Raw genomic sequence first — 16454 nt, 5'->3', positions numbered from 1 at the left:
TAGCCATTGTATACTTTTTAATAAAATTTTAGTAGATAAAATAATTATAAATAACGTTAATATACTTCGCTAAAGACTGCATTAGCGAAATTAACTTAGCGTCGTCCAGCAAACTCATCTTTTGAAATCCCAAGTCCTGCCGCTAACCGTGCAAGCGTATAAATCCGAACCCTAGCCTTATGGCCGGCTTCAATATTACTCAGATACTTAGGGCTTATTCTTGTTTTAGCAGCTAACTGCGCCCTGGGATAGCTGTCGCTTTTTCCTCTGTTAGGCTATTTGCTGTCCAAGAGTTTTATTGTGTAATAGCAAGTGAATCACTCCTCTCCTGCAATAAGACTCCCACCGTTTTAGTGAGAGCCAAAAGCGACTGCTGCCTCTTCAGGAGTGATAGCCTGTACGGATTTTTTTCATCCATCTGCCACACAAACCATCCATCATCATACAATATACATCTTCAATGGTACCTCTAAGTCTTGCATCTTCTTAAGAAGGGCGATAGCTTAGACCTAGGGAATGGACTCTTTCTATTGTCTGCCTAAAAACTTCAGAGCTCCCCCAATTTATCCCTGTAAATAAGTCCGGTATGAATTGCTTTAACCCGATAAGATAATATCCTCCATCATGAGCCGGTCCCAGAACGACATCGTGTTGTTCAAGTGCTTCAAAGGCACTCTGGAGTATCCGCACAGTTAAATGAGGTAAATCCGAACCAACCATAACTGTGAACTTATAGTCTTGGAGCGATATTCGGAAAGCTTGACTCGTCCTCTCCCCTAGATTATCCCCTTCCTGAGAAATAAATTGGCTCTCTTTCGGGAACATCGACATAAACTTCTCGGTGAGTTTTTCCGAATAAAAGATATTCGCGGGCTTCTTGAGTTCTCTTTGAACTTTAATGATATCCTTCAAACTCCGCAGAAAGATGAGGCATAAGCCTCGTTTTCGTCTTCCCTGGAACCGGAACTCGGGTCATAAGAATGAGTGCTTGAGAATTCACTGTGCCATCCATATTTGCTTCCTTTCACCCATATCCTCTTCTTAAACCCTTTGAAAGAAACTTTGGATTAACTCGAAGATAAAACTCTAGTTTTAATAACTGCATAAGCAGAAGTATTCGAATGATTCCTTTTCGAAAACGCCTTGAGCTGGTTTGAAGAGGCCTCTGAACCATTTGTACTTTGGTCGCTCGCTTAAGTCGACGAGAGAACTCAAGATCCTTCATCACAAGAGGCTGCTGCTCTGCGAACTTCTTCGTTTTGCAGCAGTCCCTTCAACTATCGCAAACCCTCATGCACCTGGGCCCGCTGCCTTACAGTCTCTCCGCTATTTTCCCGATCAGCCCGCTAACCTCACTCTTATACTTTTCATGAGCTTCCGGGTCCGCCGGAGCCAGCTTAGTCAGTTCCTTCAGCAACTCTTCGAATTCTTTGGCTATATTGTTGTAGAGAAAGCTGACTTTGTTGGCGGACAACTTGATCCGGGTGGCTTTGATATCCTTTTCCAGGGCGGCGATTTTCGCAGCTGAAGCCTCGCCCTCCTTGGCTGAGTTCAATTTCTCTTGTAACGTCTTGATGGTTAACTCTTTAGTGTGGATGGCCGCTTGGAGACCTGAGGCCTGTTTTCTCAACCCATCACGCTCAGAGGTTATTTCCGTGACTGCACCCTGGTTGACGGTCAGAGCATTTTGAAGCTCCGCTTTTTCGTTAAGGGCCTGGTCCCTTTCTTGGACTGCCTGTTTAAGCTCCCGGGTCGACATACTCGCCACATCATGCTCTGCCGTAAAGGACTCCCGTTCCTCCTCGGAAATTCCCAGAAGGATAATCGCCTGTGTGTAGCTCAAATTCGGAATCGATTCCGAATTTGAACTGTCCTGGTGGCCGGCGGCGAGCTTGGCCCCATACTCTTCAAAGAGGCGCATGAGTTTATTGGCCGTGCTTTGGGAGTAACTCACCGAGTTCTCCAGCCACTTTCCCCATTCCCCATGATTGACCATGGATTTGGCCTCCGTCAGGCGCCGTCCGATCTCGACGGAGCTGTAAAGCAGCATTCTGCCGGTCTGATCTTTAATACTGTTAATTTCGGCCGCGATAATCTGCGGCGTCCGCTCGGTTATTCCCTTCATCATGATTTTCGAGCTCCTCTGCTTATTCATAAGCTTTTCCGGAAGAAAAGCTCCCATAAGAAGAAGATGGATTTGAACAACCTTACTCATAGCCTATGTGTTCAAGCCCTCACTTGTGACAAAATAATGGCAAGACCATAAAGCGCATAGGCACTTTACGGTTTTGCCATTATTTTGTCTAAATACCCTAGACAAGGGTAACCCCTGCCGGACAAGGTGCATATGATAAGAAGGACAAACCAAGGCTTGACCAGTGAAATTCAGAATAAGGGAGGACTATGCCATCCTGTTGTGCCTAATTCCGCGCTTCAATAAACCCGCGTGTGCGAGCGCGTTCGCGCCCACACCAGTATTTCCTGTGTTGTGTACGGTAATATATTTCGCGGTCATTGCCTTCGCGGGTCTGCCCGAAACCCCAGTGGGGATAATATCTTTAATAATGTTCATTCGCAACCCCCCTTTGTCACTTAAGGAAGGTAATCTTGATATTAACGAATTAAATATGCTTATACTAAAAAAATAAGTTGGATGAAACACACCTCAATCATCGACAGGGCAACGATCTTTCCGTGACTTCTAGCGCTAGATTCAGGTTCTAGTGCTCGCAAGGGCATCGAGGTTCAAGTCCTCTCGACCGCACCACATTGATATTAAAGGCCTTAGGGCCTTTTTTCTTTTGCCCTTGTTGACACTAAAAATATGAAAATAGTCAACAAAAATATATAAGCATTTGTTATAGATCACGGATTTCGCACTAACTATTACTAGGGTTTCTAGCAATGACGATGATCTTACACTGCTAGAAACCCTACAATAAAACTATAAGCCACTGTAAAATTTATTTGCGCAAAAAATCTAAACCCAAAAATTCTGTTTCATTACATTTTGTCCCTGAACCTATCTTGTAACCCCATCTTCTTTCTAAGAATGACAATAATTTTATTCCTCTATCCAAAATGTTCTTAGCGTTCCATTCCGAGTAATTTGTCAATTCAATTTCCGAGTAAGAACCATATTTATAACCAACCATATTTTTATCGTTACCAACCTTTTCAGGAAAGGGTTTATTACTAAGACTAGAATTTTTGGCTTTTGAAATTGGAACGCGGATGGAAATTGAGCAATTTTATAGTTATGAATCATGGAACAATTTCAAAAACAGTACCTTGGTTAAAATCAGTCACTTTCATAGAGCCATAAACCCCTAAATATAGTCTGGTTTGATCCAGATTCGTTCCCAAACTAACATAAAAGGCTGATTGAGACCCAAAATTATAATCGGTTTCAATAACACTAAAATCATTTAGTTTACAATCTATTCTTGCCCTGGTATAAGCTAAAACCCCTCTAACGGTCGGTAGAGATTTATCATCCCGAGCTAAGTCGATAAACACAACGCTTCCCGTTAAATCGGGGATTTCATTCCCCATATATGGCTGGACTCCAGTAAGTGCAGTTCCTCCAAACTTATCGGGTCGGGGATCTTTATGAAAATAACTAATATGAGGCTGAAGACGCCGCGCTGAAGTTTTTACTGCTTCATTGTAATAAGCAATTGTTTTTTGATTTAAAGTCGGATTGGCAGAGCAGTCTCTTATTATCGAAGCAGGAAAAGCACCTTCCCACCCTCGCCAGCCAAAGTTAATAAATCCTTCTTGGTCAGGTTCAGATTTCATTACATAAGCATGAATAAGCCGAGTAACCGGTATTGCTTTATAATGAACAAATGAAAAAATCGACTCTACCAGATCCTGTCCGGCATTTCCCACATATTTGATATACTGATTATAAAACCTTTGAAATGAAATGCCTGATATATTACGAACCCCTTTGGCAATTACTGTAAGCGTTTCCTGAATAGGTACGGGAAGTTCATTAAAACGTGTAACTACGGGTGGATTATTGATAAATATAGTTTTAACTACATCAATTTCAATTATTTTACCGGCGATTTCCATGTCATCCTGGCTTAAATTAAATGGATCATACCCTGATCCACCATCTCCGGTTGTTAAAATAAGTTTTCCTGTTTCAGGTGAAAAGTTTAAGCTATTGACACCATTATGATTAAAAAATGGTCTTCTTAAATTAAGTAATGTCCGCCGTTTTTGAAGTTGACCATTCGAATGTAAAATCCATTCTTCAACTGTATCAATATGATCATAGTGAATTTCTCTATTTATCCACTTTAGGTTTAAGGTTCTGGGGTCACATGGGTTAGGCATAAAAGATTCAGGAAGAGCACCTGGACCTTGTGTTCCAGCTACTGAATAATGAAGATAAAACAGGCCGTTATAATAAAATTCGGGATGAAACGCTAGACCTATCAATCCCCGTTCATCATATCCACGACCAGAAGCACCTAGTTTTATGATTTGCGGGCGAATATCTAAGAAAGTCCCTATGACTCCGTTTCCAATGTAAAAGATCTCTCCTGTCTGGGTTGCAATAAATAATCGTTCGATTGAGTCACCCGGAAGTATCGTTGTTTTTAAAACAGTGGGTAAATTTATCTTACTAATGATGGGCCGTAAACTAACTTTTATCAACTACTTTATACTCCTTCTTATTGTTATCTTTCATAAGAATATGATTAGAACTGTTATATTAGTACCAAGTTTGGGCCAGGGAATCTGATGAGGCATTGCACTATTTTCCACACCAGCATCTGGAGAATCCAGGGCAGTCATTGGGGACGTGCCTAAATTTGTACATCGAATCTGTATCTCTGGGGCAAGTTCCCGCCGTCACCCCAACGATTTCCACCTGATGATACCGAACACACTGAGACTGTCTAGGTACAACCCATTCAGAGTTTAAAACAGGTTGTCCATAAAACTAAAATTTACATTTCTCATGCAAATACCCTATAGGATAGACTTTTAAAAGGTCTACTCTATAGGGTACAGTTAAAGGCAGTTCTCGTTTATTCCTTAAGTCATTTTTCTCCAGGCCTTCCCTAACATCATTGCACTACCTATACCAATAAGTAGAGTTATCTTTTTTAAATTCAAAATATATTAATGTTTTATAGCATTATAAATTCCGACTTTATGTAAATATCTTGACTTTGCAACATCCTCCGGTACAGGAAACTTAACGTCAGGACATAAATCAATTCCGGCCTTGCGGTAGGCTTCTGACCAAAGTGTTGAACAAAGGCTACTATCCTTGTTGTCGTAGAGCCATACCCAGTTAAACAAGTAGCGTGAGGCAGAAGCTACTATTTCAGGCATACAAGTAGAGGAAATAGTTGAATAACCCCACCAAACCCTTCCTGGGCAAGCAATTCTTTCGTTCTAAATGTAGTAAATCAATCTAGCAAAAAAATACATAATTCCCTTAAAATAGGGAATATTAATCTAAATAATATTTTTCGAGGTAAAATGCATGGAATTATCCCCTCTCTTCTACCATTGGTTTGTTCGTCCAGATTTTTTAAACAATTTGTACATAAAAGGTGTCTTGGGCCGATATTTTAATTTTACTGACCAAAAGGTACTTGATTTTGGTTCGGGAATTGGGTCAGCTAGCTCCCTATGTTCGAAAAACCACTATATAGGGGTAGATCCGGATTCTCGACGCATTGCTTATGCCAAATGTTTAAACCCGGGTTACAACTTTCTAGTCTTGGAAGGTACCAATCTGCCTCTGAAGGACAATTCTGTCGATTACATCCTTACGTTATCGGTATTACATCACATCGCTTCAGAAGATTTCTTACCTTATCTCTCTGAGTTTCAGCGAATTCTAAAGCCTTATGGTAAAGTTGTTGTCTTGGAACCATGTCTATTAAAAAATTCATTTTTTTCTAACTACGTAATGAAATTATGTGATAACGGTAGCTTTATTCGAGATTACGACTCTTATATTAAAATGTTTGAACTTAAAGACTTTAAAACCGAATTCCTAACACAATTTAAGAAGGTTTTATATAATGAGATTCTATTTACAGCAACAATCGCATAAAAATGATGTTTTTTATCTGTTAACATTACGCTTAATAAATATTCGAAAAGGTGAAAAATGGAGCCAGGATATGTTAAACTCTTGAAAAACCATCTACTGGAACAAAGAGTGCTTAAGGCCAAAGAACATCTGATAAGGTGTAATCTTTGTCATGATATTATACCCTTTTTTGCTTTTTCAATCAGGAACGAAAGTTTATGTCCCAGAAGCTTTCGGGGCACTATTTACACCCAACAGAAATAAAGTCTGGCAGTTAAGATCTCCTCCTTGTAATGTGTTTTCGACATCTACGTGATTTGATCTGAAATCTCCACGATTTTTTCCCATGCACTCCTTTCTAGCCTATCGAAGTAACTATCAACCCGTTTCCGCCAGTTTGCCTGCTTAAATTTATCACTTAAAATACTGAGCAATTGTTCCTGTGCTGAGGGTTCCTGAGTTAAGGGATAAACTAAACCTTGAGTTGTAAGGTATTGCTGATTAAATTGTTCCTGTCCAGGTAGGGCGGAATAGACAAAGATAGGTATCCTCTTCCGAAGAGCTTCACTAATTGTTACACCACCTGGTTTAGTCACAATTGCATCGACTTGATCGTATAAGAGCGCCATTTCTCTCTTCGATGAAATATAAGGAAGAGGATAAATGTTTTTAATCTGCCAGGAGATGATTTTTGCAAGGAGTCTTTTATTATTACCACAAAGAACAGTGCAATTAAAATTTGTAGAATTTTTCAAGGTCTGTAGAAGCTCGTTTATATTTCCTAATCCGCTATTTCCACCTGCTATCAGGATATGGTAAGGCGGGAATAATTTCGGCTGACGTGTCGTAGGGGCCAACCACTCATCGACCGGAATACCGGTTATAAATACCTGATGTTTGGGTACTCTATATTTTTGTACTAACTCGTTTTTCAACGGAACATCCGCAACAAAATGGTAATCGATTCCCATACGTCCCCAAATGTTATTGATAAACAAATCGGTATAAACGTTAATGACAGGGGTCTTAATTTTTCCTTGAACTTTCAGACAGGAAATCAATAGAGATGGATAAGCTTGGGTACAAATTATTAGATCAGGCTGCTCTTCTGATAGCAGACGTTGCATCTTTGTTAGGAACAATCTTTCATACACTTGCGTATATTTTTTACTACTTGACGGGTAAACGAAGTAACTATAAGCCCAATTGTAAGTTTCGGGAGAGTGACTAATCCAGTTTAAATAGAGGTTCGTAACGGCTCTTTCCAGTCGTGGGCTAAAATAACTCAGGAAGTCAATACTCGCAAATTCTCCTTGAATCCGTTTTTTAAGAGAGCTAATTAAGGTATTGGCCACCGAGTGATGCCCTGTAGGTATGGTTAAAAACGGCAAGAACAAAATCTTCTTCAAGCTTCTTCTCTTCTTTCTTCACGGACTTCCTCGTAGGGTAATGATTATTTGAAGCTTTACTATTATTCCTCACAGATCCCTTTTAAGTAACTATCTTTACAAGAAATTTAAATCCTAATAAAAATTGAAATCCTCATATGAAGAGGACTCAATAAAGAAGGAGGAAGGAAAAAGCAACTAGGGCTAATATTTACAATGTATAATACTTTTATTCTGTAAAGTTTACTATTCCCTCCAAAATATCACCGGTTGTAAAGTCATAATAGGAAGGATCTCTGTTTAAATCCCTAAAATACGCCTCAATCGTATCGACTGCCGCCGGAGCCATGGCTGCCCCCATATTAAAGGGGTTAGACCCATATCGATGACTCGGCCAATAGTAGCCGAGGTTACTATTGGACCCTCGCCTTGATCCGAGATAGAGACTTATTCCTAGACCTCTTTGATGATGCAGTGGAACTTCACAACCAAAGGTTAAGGAGTTGCTTTTTGCTAAACAGCCCTCCCCTTTTGGGTTTTCGACATCGATGAACTCTATAAGGATGGTTCAGAAGACTTGACCCTGCTTAATACTTGGTTAAGGGTAAGACGGAGAATCATTCCCGGCGTATGCATGCCTATGCCTATCGTTAAAGGTTGTAACGCCTTGGTAATAGTGGACATGACCGCCCCTGAGAAGGTAAATGGCAGGTCCAGTTACACCTCCATAGTAATGAACATGTCCATCATCCAGGGTGGTAGCCCCATGGTAATGATGGACGTGGGTATTTCCTCTTAAAATTCCCGGAGTGGTAATACCGAACATTCTGTGGGTATGACCGTCTTCAAATGTGGTTCGAAAGCTGTAGTGATGAACGTGATATATCTCTGCAGCATAATTCAATAAAATTCACCTCTCTTCTCAATCTTCATTCCATAATATGGTATTAGAAGAATAAAAGAGACTGACCACATTTGGCTTACCTGAAAAGATGGGATTATGGAACCGACGTCACTTACATAATATTTAAAATTTGATAGTGAAGTATACCTTCAGGAACATTAACCTCAACGATGGCTCCTTTGGCCTGTCCCAGAGCCGCTTTTCCGACTGGCGACTCATTGGAAATTCTATTAGTGTCTGGATTCGCCTCTGCCGAACCAACGATGTAGTACTCTTCTTCATCCCCAAAGTCCATGGCTTTCAGACGCACTTTTCCCCCTAGTGCCACGATATCTGTTCTTTCAACTTTATCAATAACTCGTACATTCCTGAGCATTTTTACGAGAGTTATGATTCGTCCTTCAATAAAACCCTGATCGTTCTTAGCTTCATCGTACTCTGAGTTTTCACTAATATCTCCAAAGTCCATGGCCTGCCTTATTCGTTCAACAACTTCCCGCCGCTTCACAGTTTTAAATAGTTCTAACTCTTCTTCAAGCTTTTTAAGACCTTCTAACGTTAGAATGACTTCTTTCTCAGCCATAATTTCTCGCTCCCTTTTCTCGTTCTGCGCATTGCGATTTTGATCGTGTTGATTCGCCTTCAAAATATTATGAAGATCTGCTCTTGTTACGTAAGCATTACTCGATATTTTTGCTTGTTTTTTAAAATATTATTCTATGTCTTCTAGCCTTCAATTCATTTCTGGGTAGATTTGCCCTATTTGTTCGGCTACTTTCTACATTAATTCCAAAAGATACTGCACGGCCCGCAGGACGAGCTGTAAGAGAGACAAAAACTACCAGCATACAGATTCACTCCTTGGATATAATAGTTATCAGAATGAAGCTGAGGGTTTTTCATATCCCATGGAATATTATTCTGTATTGGGGTGTCGCCAAGCGGTAAGGCACCAGACTTTGACTCTGGCATTCGTTGGTTCAAATCCAGCCTCCCCAGCCATTAATCTAGTAAACAGACAAAAATTTCGGTAAATTGAGAAATCAATTTACCTTTCGATTTACAAGGGTATGCAGTGGATTCTGTGAAATCAGACAATAGGAGAAGCGCAAAATGGAAATCTCAAGCCTAAAATCAGGCAAACTGATACATTTTTTCCTTTTGACTATTTTCTTCATAGTTTTTATATGGTCTGCTTATAAACCTTACCAATTAGTTACCTGGTTTTTAGAGGTTACCCCTATTGTTTTGGGGGCAATTATTATTATATATTCCTATAATAAGTTTCGTCTCACGACCCCCGTTTATTTGCTTCTATGTTTGGGTGCAATCATAGTCCTCATCGGGGGACATTACACCTATGGCAAAGTACCTTTGTTTAACTGGCTACAAGATTCTTTTAATCTTGGGAGGAATTACTATGATCGGTTTGGCCATTTTGTCAATGGTTTCGTTTGGGCCCTTACTTTACGGGAAATCCTGCTGCGAACATCTGCCTTCCAAAAAGGGAAATTACTCATAACCATTGTTCTCGGATTAGTTCTTGGGGTAAGTGCTCTTTATGAATTGGTTGAGTGGTGTGTGGCAATACTATTGGGCGGAGATGCAGAGGCTTTCCTTGGACTTCAAGGAGATATTTGGGACACACAGTGGGACATGTTTCTTGCATTAGCTGGGGCTATAATTTGCTTGTTAATTTTATCATCGATTCATGACCAATTTTTAATCAATGAAATCGACATTACAGTTTAGCGCCGAGCTGCCTTCAATATCGATCTTTCTTTTCCGTTAACACAATGCTTAAAATCTATTTGGAAAAGGTGAAAAATGGAGCCAAGTTACGTCAAACTCTTGAAAAACCATCAACTGGAACAGAGAGTCCTCAAGGCCAAAAAGCAACTAATAAAGTGTAATCTTTGTCCTCACCAATGCGGAGTCAACCGGCTCGAGAAGCATGGTTTTTGCCAGGCTCCCGAGATGGCTGTGATCGCTAGCTATGGTCCGCACTACGGGGAGGAGCCGCCTTTAGTTGGACACAATGGATCAGGCACAATATTTTTTGCATATTGCAATATGCGTTGTGTTTTTTGCCAGAACTGCGAGCTTAGTTTTAACGGCGAAGGGCAATTAACTACGAACGAGTCTTTAGCGGAAATTATGCTCCTACTTCAGAATCATTACCGCTGTCACAATATCAATCTTGTCACACCCACCCATTTTGTGCCGAACATCCTGGACGCTGTTTTTATGGCAGCTCAAAAAGGATTAAGCCTCCCGCTGGTTTATAATTGCGGCGGCTATGAACATCTTGAAACGTTGGCTTTGTTAGAGGGTGTGGTTGACATCTACATGCCCGACTTTAAGTATCATCTCGCTGAAAGGGGAAGCCGCTATTCCAATGTGGAGGATTATCCGGAAAAGGTGAAGTTAGCTTTAAAGGAAATGGACCGTCAGGTAGGCGGACTGAAGGTGAACAACGATGGCATAGCTTACCGAGGACTGATTATTAGGCATTTAATGATGCCAGGGGGACTTGAAGATAGTAAAGAAATCTTGAAATTCATCAAGCACGAATTGTCGCCCGATTGCGTAGTCAACTTAATGGATCAGTATCGCCCGGCCCATCAAGCGTCCAAATATTTCGAGATATCTAAAAGACTGTCTAAATCAGATTATAAGGAAGCTTTAACATTTGCCCAAAGACTTGGTTTAAACCTTGTAAGGTAACCAATAACTGGTCGGGCTTTTAATATCCTCGTTACCACTGATTCAGCCAACGGACTACTTCTCGTACTCCTGTGTAAGTCATCGTTTGGGCCATTAGACTTTTTCGAAGCTCAACGTTTTTCTATTGCGATCCACCTTATTATGGTTTAACGGATTATTCAAGCCAAGGGAGTAAGCCATTTTCTAAGGAAACCCAGTTAGAAGGCTAGACGGTGAGTATTGGAGATCTAGAGGTACAGCGGGAGAAGTTATGCTTGAGTTTTCACATGTTAATAAAGTTTCTAGTTTTGCAGACCTTTCAGGGCTAAAGAATGGTGGCATCATGGCTAGTAGTTAGGTATATTAAAATACATTTGACTCTCATCTGAAACGGCGAGAGCCTTTTTTGTTTGTTAAGTAAAATATGTAAAAGGAGAGCCTAGCTGCTCTCCTTTTGTGGCAGTTCTCCTTGAAGTTAGTGGCTTTATTTCTCCAAGAAGTCAACCATCTGATTCTATTATATCCAAGTATCAATCATGTAAGCTGGTATTTTTTGTCTGTGCGTCTCTGGATAATAGACCTTATTATGAAAGACACTTCCAAAATGTAATTTCATATTATATGCAGCACCAGGTAAAGAAATATTCTATGAAAAGCTAACCTTTAAGAAAATGAAGACAGGGATGGCATTATTTTGTAATGCCACTAAAATGCAGAAGAAGGGTTTTACAGAATGACCAGAAGTCCTTACCTGTAAATTTTATCTCATCTGCTTAATAATCAGAGCAGGCGTTCTGATTAGAGGCGAATATATGTAGTATGAAAACAATTGCCGCACCTGTGGAAATGGTCTGAGCTCGCCGTTCAATTGAGATTTAAAAGCTTTATTGGGAGTAAGTAGGCGTGAGTTTTCTTATGCCTAACTTCGGATAATTAGCTATGAATAATCCTGCTAATAAAAGCGGAAACCAAATGAAAGGGCATTTAATGGATATAAATGGAAGTTGGTAGAATGGGTGATCTCTAGAACTGACCTTTTTGTATGGCCATAGCCTTAATGACTGGATTGGATATTATGGAGTATACTGAATTTAAATCGAGACGTTGGGGTTAGAAACTACTGTTAACCAATTTAAATATGATAATATTAGATATCATTATCTAAGGAGATTTAATTATTATGAAGAAAATCCTATATCAGATAGCGACAGTACTTCAAATTTTATTAATTATAACCGCCTATTTAATTCAGACATTATCAATGAAAAAGATGGGAGTAATGCGATTTATCGTCTATATGAACCACACATGGAATAATTTATACCCTATCGATAAATTTCAACATATTACGATTACTATCTTGGCTATATTGACTGTTATCATTCTTATTATATTTTTTAAGATTAATAAAAACGGTACTGTTTTAGATAAAGTGGCTTTGCGTATGGTCGTTTTACTAACAATCATTACAATGGTATCTGTCATTTTTACCTTAGGATTCTCAACAGCAGACTATCGATCCTATTATTTCATCAGTTTTATTTTGGCAATGGTCACATTGATACAAGATATTAAGATTTCCGTCTATTTAAGAAAGCTAGCCCATTAATTACTGTACTCGCTCGCTTTTTGAGATTAATAATTCTGGGGTATAGGTCTACCATGTTTAATTAACACAAGTATCGAAAAAAGTCTGAATGCTTATGCAATCAGACTTTTTTCGATGTTATTTATTTTTTGTATTTTGCTGCTGCTTCTTCAGGAGTGATAGCCTGTACGGGATTTTTTTCATCCATCTGCCACACAAACCATCCATCATCATACAATTTTACATTTTTCCAACCATTTTCATAGGCCATTAGCCAAGGGATAGTTGCTCTCCAACCAGTTCCACAGTAAAATGCAATTTCATTATCTTTTGTTATACCCTGTTCAGTCCACATGGCTACCGCCTTATCAAAGTTGATAAACGTTCCATCTTCATTGAGGTAATCAGTTTCATCATGACCCCAAACTGCTCCTTTGGGTTCACCTGCTCTTTTAATATAACTATATCCGCTTTTCTTACCCGTAAATTCATCTAAACTCCGAATACTTACCAATCTGAAGTTGTTATCTTTTGCCAGCTTATCTTTTACTTCGTCAGACGATAAGACATAGTCCGGATGTGCAGGTATTGTTACACCAAAATCTTTTGAAGTTGCTTTAGCAGTTTCTATACCGTCCTTAGTTGCATACCCTGCATTTTTCCAAGTGTTCAATCCACCATCGAGGACTTTTACATTTTCAACACCAGCCCAAATACATACGAATGCAACTCTCGCTGCACCTGAGTCTGCACCATAAATGATTACATTAGTATCTTTGGTTATACCATAATTTTTCATTACCTGTGTAATTTCCGCGCCTGTTCTGATATCCCAATTCTTTTCTTCTTCGATTTCATCTGTATTTAGATGGATCGCTCCTGGAATATGGGCTTCTGTGTATGCTTTATCCTCGCTAACCTGGCCCCAAGCGGCCTCAATAATTACATAATCTTTTGACTCTGGTTGTTGACCCTCAATGACACTTTTTACCCAATCTGCGGATACAAATACCTTTGTCTTTTCGACTGCCTTAACGGTCGGAGTTTCTGCCGCAGGCTTTTCCGGTGTTGCAGTAGAACTGCAGCCTGTTGCAAATGTAGCTACCACTGCAATACAAATAAGAATAGCAAGTAATTTCTTTTTCATTAATTTTTTCTCCTCACAAAATATAATTGGGCAAACCTTCTTATAGTTAATTTCGCCGCTCACCAACCCTATTGAATCTTACTGTGGGGTCAACGGATGAAATTATAATTTTCCACCTCCATATTTTTGAAAATGTCAGAGACTATTTTAAATGAATATATCCAAGTTAAATGTTATCATCGATACCTGCTCATGTAAATATATTATCACAATATATTTATGCAAATACATTTGCGAATAGTTATCCATCCTGCCCCAGCTTTGCCTGGAGCCTTTTCTTAAACCCTAAACTTAAAAAAATGAGAACCATGAAACCGCTAACCGCCCAGAGAGCATACTTCGCCGATAACGTCATATTTTCCCCGAGCCAGGAGTAGATAAGGGTTGCTGGAAGTTGGCCCACCCCCGTTGCCCAGAAGAAGCTCCAAAAACTGATGCGTGTAAGGCCTGCCGCATAAGAAATAATATCGAAGGGCACTACGGGGATAAGTCGAGCAATAACAATAGAATACTTTCCATAGGTTTCGAAGAAACGATCGGTCATTTCAAGCCCTTTTGTCCCAACCATCTTTTCAACCAACGGGCGGCCATAAGCCTTGGCTATAAAATAACAGACTGAAGCGCCAATCATTGCCCCCGTCCAAGAATAAACAGCACCCCAGAACCATCCAAATATCCAGGAGTTTGCAAATGTAATGACGAAGGCTGGCAAAGGAGAGGCCAAGGCCTGAAGAACCATGAGTGCCATAGAAACCAAGGGCGCTAAAATACCAAAGCTCGAAACATACAATCTTAGCCCCTGGATATCTGCCTGAGCGATTAAACGAACCGCAGTATTGACCTCATGTTTAAACCCTGGTAGGAGAAGATAAAGTAAGACTAGCCCAATTAAGCACAAGGTAACCATTCCGCTGATAATTTTCCGTTTTGAAAACGGCACAAAAGCTCACCTCTCTTATACCCCTAACTACCGGAAGAACTGTGAAGGTCCTGAAAGAACTTCCCAATCTGCTTCCCAATAAATTTCTCTACACCGCTTAACACTAATCCCACGGTGAGTTTCACCCGCCACATCACGAGGATTCGACCCCACTTCAGCCCATAAAAGATTGGCGCCAGCTACCGCCCCGTGGACATTGGGTTCATGAGTACAATTTCCGAGAATATGGTGTCCCATCGCTAAGCGGACCACGGCTAGAATATGGGCCATTTTCCCTTCACTAAGCATTCCATACTGACTCAAGGGCGTGGTGGGAATCGTAATACGCCGCATTGCTCCACTGAATACCGGGTTCGCTTCTCGAGCGATGAGGGTTTTCTCGACGAGTTCTTCCACCGTGTGTTCAGGTCCTACAGGTTCCACACAATTTCCTAGGATAAGTCCTGCTTCTTTCGCTGCTGCAAAGCTCTCTAGCCGTCTCTTCGGATTGATGGCTGTCGTATTCCCTTCTCCTAAGCGTAGAGCGTGATAAACACCATTTATACCGACCTGTTTAAGCTCTAAGGCTTGCTCGTAGGAAAAGTCCCCGATATTGGCTACGAGTACGCTTTCCTTTTGAAGCTTATTCCTAACCTCGTGCGCAATCTCAATAAACCGTTCAAAACTAAAGTTTGCAGTGGTCATTAAGTAGATAGCATTTGCACCCGCTTCTTCTAAATCAAGACATCGGCTGATAATCTCAGCCGTTGGGAGAACAGAGGGCTCAGGGAACACTTTATTGCACGCCGCAAAGGAACAAAACTGGCAGTTCTTCGGGCAAGGTCCGATATTGATTCCAACCTGACCGTGAATTTCTGCTTTACCTCGGGATACTGATTCACTGATTTTACGAGAGGCGTATTGAATCGCATAAAAGGCTTCACTTTTGCTTGGAACTCGGAAAAGCTCTTCGATCTCTTCTTTATCCAGAATTTCTCCTCTTAAAGCCTTATCGAGACTTCTAAAGGCCTCGGTCTGGTTTGCTTCTAATCTCTGCATCTACTTTACTCCTCCCAATTGATCAATGAATTTCCAGGCTTGATGGTCTTTGTTAGCAGGATTTGTCATGAAGACCCGAAGATCTTCAATGGTATCTAAGTCTTGCATCTTCTTAAGAAGGCGATAGCTTAAGCCAAGGGAATGGACTCTTTCTATAGTCTGCCTAAAAACTTCAGAACTCCCCCAATTAATCCCTGTAAATAAGTCCGATATGTATTGCTTTAACCCGATAAGATAATATCCTCCATCAAGAGCCGGTCCCAGAACGACATCGTGTTGTTCAAGTGCTTCAAAGGCACTCTGGAGTATCCGCACAGTTAAATGAGGTAAATCCGAACCAACCATAAGGGTGAACTTATAGTCTTGGAGCGATATTCGGAAAGCTTGACTCATCCTCTCCCCTAGATTATCCCCTTCCTGAGAAATAAATTGGCTCTCTTTCGGGAACATCGACATAAACTTCTCGGTGAGTTTTTCCGAATAAAAGATATTCGCAGGCTTCTTGAGTTCTCTTTGAACTTTAATGATATCCTTTAAACAAGCCTCGTGAAAACCTGCGCATTCCTCCGCAGAAAGATGAGGCATAAGCCTCGTTTTCGTCTTCCCTGGAACCGGAACTCGGGTCATAAGAATGAGAGCTTGAGAATTCACTGTGCCATACATATTTGCT

The 16454-nt window shown here is 40.4% G+C and carries 15 protein-coding genes, 1 tRNA gene and 3 pseudogenes; 6 read left to right on the top strand and 13 right to left on the bottom strand.

Features of this window, described 5'->3' with window-relative positions:
- Window positions 1-95: 95 nt before the first annotated feature.
- The 5 genes and pseudogenes from M8E35_RS26910 to M8E35_RS11460 all read right to left on the bottom strand — a co-directional run.
- A pseudogene (locus M8E35_RS26910) lies at window positions 96-233 on the bottom strand (helix-turn-helix domain-containing protein); the annotation flags it as partial.
- A 253-nt stretch (window positions 234-486) separates the two neighbouring features.
- Window positions 487-912: a TIGR04282 family arsenosugar biosynthesis glycosyltransferase gene (locus M8E35_RS11475; protein ID WP_252469166.1), complete on the bottom strand. Its 426-nt coding sequence runs from the start codon at window positions 910-912 to the stop codon at window positions 487-489.
- Between the two features lie 400 nt (window positions 913-1312).
- Complete coding sequence (locus M8E35_RS11470) at window positions 1313-2128, bottom strand: DUF3102 domain-containing protein (protein ID WP_252469192.1); 816 nt, start codon at window positions 2126-2128, stop codon at window positions 1313-1315.
- 273 nt (window positions 2129-2401) lie between these two features.
- Window positions 2402-2572, bottom strand: a complete 171-nt coding sequence (locus M8E35_RS11465; RefSeq protein ID WP_252469164.1) for a hypothetical protein — start codon at window positions 2570-2572, stop codon at window positions 2402-2404.
- Window positions 2573-3264: 692 nt separating this feature from the next.
- Window positions 3265-4674 carry a PQQ-dependent sugar dehydrogenase gene (locus M8E35_RS11460; protein WP_252469163.1) on the bottom strand — a complete coding sequence of 470 codons (1410 nt, stop codon included), beginning with the start codon at window positions 4672-4674 and terminating at the stop codon, window positions 3265-3267.
- A gap of 841 nt (window positions 4675-5515) precedes the next feature.
- Between M8E35_RS11460 and M8E35_RS11455 the strand changes: the two genes are divergently transcribed.
- On the top strand, window positions 5516-6094 hold the full coding sequence (locus M8E35_RS11455; RefSeq protein ID WP_252469161.1) for a class I SAM-dependent methyltransferase: 579 nt from the start codon (window positions 5516-5518) through the stop codon (window positions 6092-6094).
- 287 nt (window positions 6095-6381) lie between these two features.
- Here the strand turns inward: M8E35_RS11455 and M8E35_RS11450 are convergent, their stop codons facing one another.
- The 4 genes and pseudogenes from M8E35_RS11450 to greA form a co-directional block, all read right to left on the bottom strand.
- On the bottom strand, window positions 6382-7482 hold the full coding sequence (locus M8E35_RS11450) for an MGDG synthase family glycosyltransferase (RefSeq protein ID WP_252469159.1): 1101 nt from the start codon (window positions 7480-7482) through the stop codon (window positions 6382-6384).
- Between the two features lie 238 nt (window positions 7483-7720).
- Window positions 7721-7890, bottom strand: a pseudogene (locus tag M8E35_RS11445) (stage V sporulation protein AD); the annotation flags it as partial.
- A gap of 169 nt (window positions 7891-8059) precedes the next feature.
- Window positions 8060-8365, bottom strand: a complete 306-nt coding sequence (locus tag M8E35_RS11440) for a YmaF family protein (RefSeq protein WP_252469157.1) — start codon at window positions 8363-8365, stop codon at window positions 8060-8062.
- A 112-nt stretch (window positions 8366-8477) separates the two neighbouring features.
- Window positions 8478-8948 (bottom strand): transcription elongation factor GreA, encoded by a 471-nt coding sequence (greA, locus tag M8E35_RS11435; protein ID WP_252469155.1) that lies wholly within the window; start codon window positions 8946-8948, stop codon window positions 8478-8480.
- A 344-nt stretch (window positions 8949-9292) separates the two neighbouring features.
- On the opposite strand from greA, the gene M8E35_RS11430 reads away from it, so the two are divergent.
- From M8E35_RS11430 to M8E35_RS11410, 5 genes and pseudogenes are all read left to right on the top strand, one after another.
- A tRNA-Gln gene (locus tag M8E35_RS11430) sits at window positions 9293-9367 on the top strand.
- Between the two features lie 111 nt (window positions 9368-9478).
- Complete coding sequence (locus M8E35_RS11425) at window positions 9479-10117, top strand: DUF2238 domain-containing protein (protein WP_252469153.1); 639 nt, start codon at window positions 9479-9481, stop codon at window positions 10115-10117.
- Between the two features lie 75 nt (window positions 10118-10192).
- Entirely contained in the window at window positions 10193-11092 is a 900-nt protein-coding gene (locus M8E35_RS11420) for a radical SAM protein (protein ID WP_252469151.1), read from the top strand.
- 569 nt (window positions 11093-11661) lie between these two features.
- Window positions 11662-11808: pseudogene (locus M8E35_RS11415) on the top strand (GNAT family N-acetyltransferase); the annotation flags it as partial.
- A gap of 443 nt (window positions 11809-12251) precedes the next feature.
- Entirely contained in the window at window positions 12252-12680 is a 429-nt protein-coding gene (locus M8E35_RS11410) for a hypothetical protein (RefSeq protein WP_252469149.1), read from the top strand.
- A gap of 121 nt (window positions 12681-12801) precedes the next feature.
- Here the strand turns inward: M8E35_RS11410 and M8E35_RS11405 are convergent, their stop codons facing one another.
- From M8E35_RS11405 to M8E35_RS11390, 4 genes are all read right to left on the bottom strand, one after another.
- Window positions 12802-13806, bottom strand: a complete 1005-nt coding sequence (locus M8E35_RS11405) for a sulfurtransferase (RefSeq protein ID WP_252469146.1) — start codon at window positions 13804-13806, stop codon at window positions 12802-12804.
- 241 nt (window positions 13807-14047) lie between these two features.
- Window positions 14048-14713 carry a TVP38/TMEM64 family protein gene (locus tag M8E35_RS11400; RefSeq protein WP_289710796.1) on the bottom strand — a complete coding sequence of 222 codons (666 nt, stop codon included), beginning with the start codon at window positions 14711-14713 and terminating at the stop codon, window positions 14048-14050.
- A 60-nt stretch (window positions 14714-14773) separates the two neighbouring features.
- Window positions 14774-15784 (bottom strand): radical SAM protein, encoded by a 1011-nt coding sequence (locus M8E35_RS11395; RefSeq protein WP_252469142.1) that lies wholly within the window; start codon window positions 15782-15784, stop codon window positions 14774-14776.
- A complete protein-coding gene (locus M8E35_RS11390) occupies window positions 15785-16447 on the bottom strand; it encodes a TIGR04282 family arsenosugar biosynthesis glycosyltransferase (RefSeq protein WP_252469140.1) in 663 nt (220 codons plus the stop codon).
- Between the last annotated feature and the right edge of the window lie 7 nt (window positions 16448-16454).

This window comes from Desulfosporosinus nitroreducens, assembly GCF_023897015.1.
In the GTDB taxonomy this organism is placed as follows: domain Bacteria; phylum Bacillota; class Desulfitobacteriia; order Desulfitobacteriales; family Desulfitobacteriaceae; genus Desulfosporosinus; species Desulfosporosinus nitroreducens.
The sequence above is the reverse complement of the archived record's forward strand: the minus strand, read 5'-3'. Positions and strand labels throughout refer to the sequence as shown.

Bases quoted from the DNA above. Each gene is read 5' to 3' on its own strand.
- M8E35_RS11470 (WP_252469192.1), bottom strand. From the start codon at position 2,128: ATGATGAAGGGAATAACCGAGCGGACGCCGCAGATTATCGCGGCCGAA.
- M8E35_RS11465 (WP_252469164.1), bottom strand. From the start codon at position 2,572: ATGAACATTATTAAAGATATTATCCCCACTGGGGTTTCGGGCAGACCC.
- M8E35_RS11455 (WP_252469161.1), top strand. From the start codon at position 5,516: ATGGAATTATCCCCTCTCTTCTACCATTGGTTTGTTCGTCCAGATTTT.
- greA (WP_252469155.1), bottom strand. From the start codon at position 8,948: ATGGCTGAGAAAGAAGTCATTCTAACGTTAGAAGGTCTTAAAAAGCTT.
- M8E35_RS11425 (WP_252469153.1), top strand. From the start codon at position 9,479: ATGGAAATCTCAAGCCTAAAATCAGGCAAACTGATACATTTTTTCCTT.
- M8E35_RS11420 (WP_252469151.1), top strand. From the start codon at position 10,193: ATGGAGCCAAGTTACGTCAAACTCTTGAAAAACCATCAACTGGAACAG.
- M8E35_RS11410 (WP_252469149.1), top strand. From the start codon at position 12,252: ATGAAGAAAATCCTATATCAGATAGCGACAGTACTTCAAATTTTATTA.
- M8E35_RS11405 (WP_252469146.1), bottom strand. From the start codon at position 13,806: ATGAAAAAGAAATTACTTGCTATTCTTATTTGTATTGCAGTGGTAGCT.
- M8E35_RS11400 (WP_289710796.1), bottom strand. From the start codon at position 14,713: ATGGTTACCTTGTGCTTAATTGGGCTAGTCTTACTTTATCTTCTCCTA.
- M8E35_RS11395 (WP_252469142.1), bottom strand. From the start codon at position 15,784: ATGCAGAGATTAGAAGCAAACCAGACCGAGGCCTTTAGAAGTCTCGAT.
- M8E35_RS11390 (WP_252469140.1), bottom strand. From the start codon at position 16,447: ATGTATGGCACAGTGAATTCTCAAGCTCTCATTCTTATGACCCGAGTT.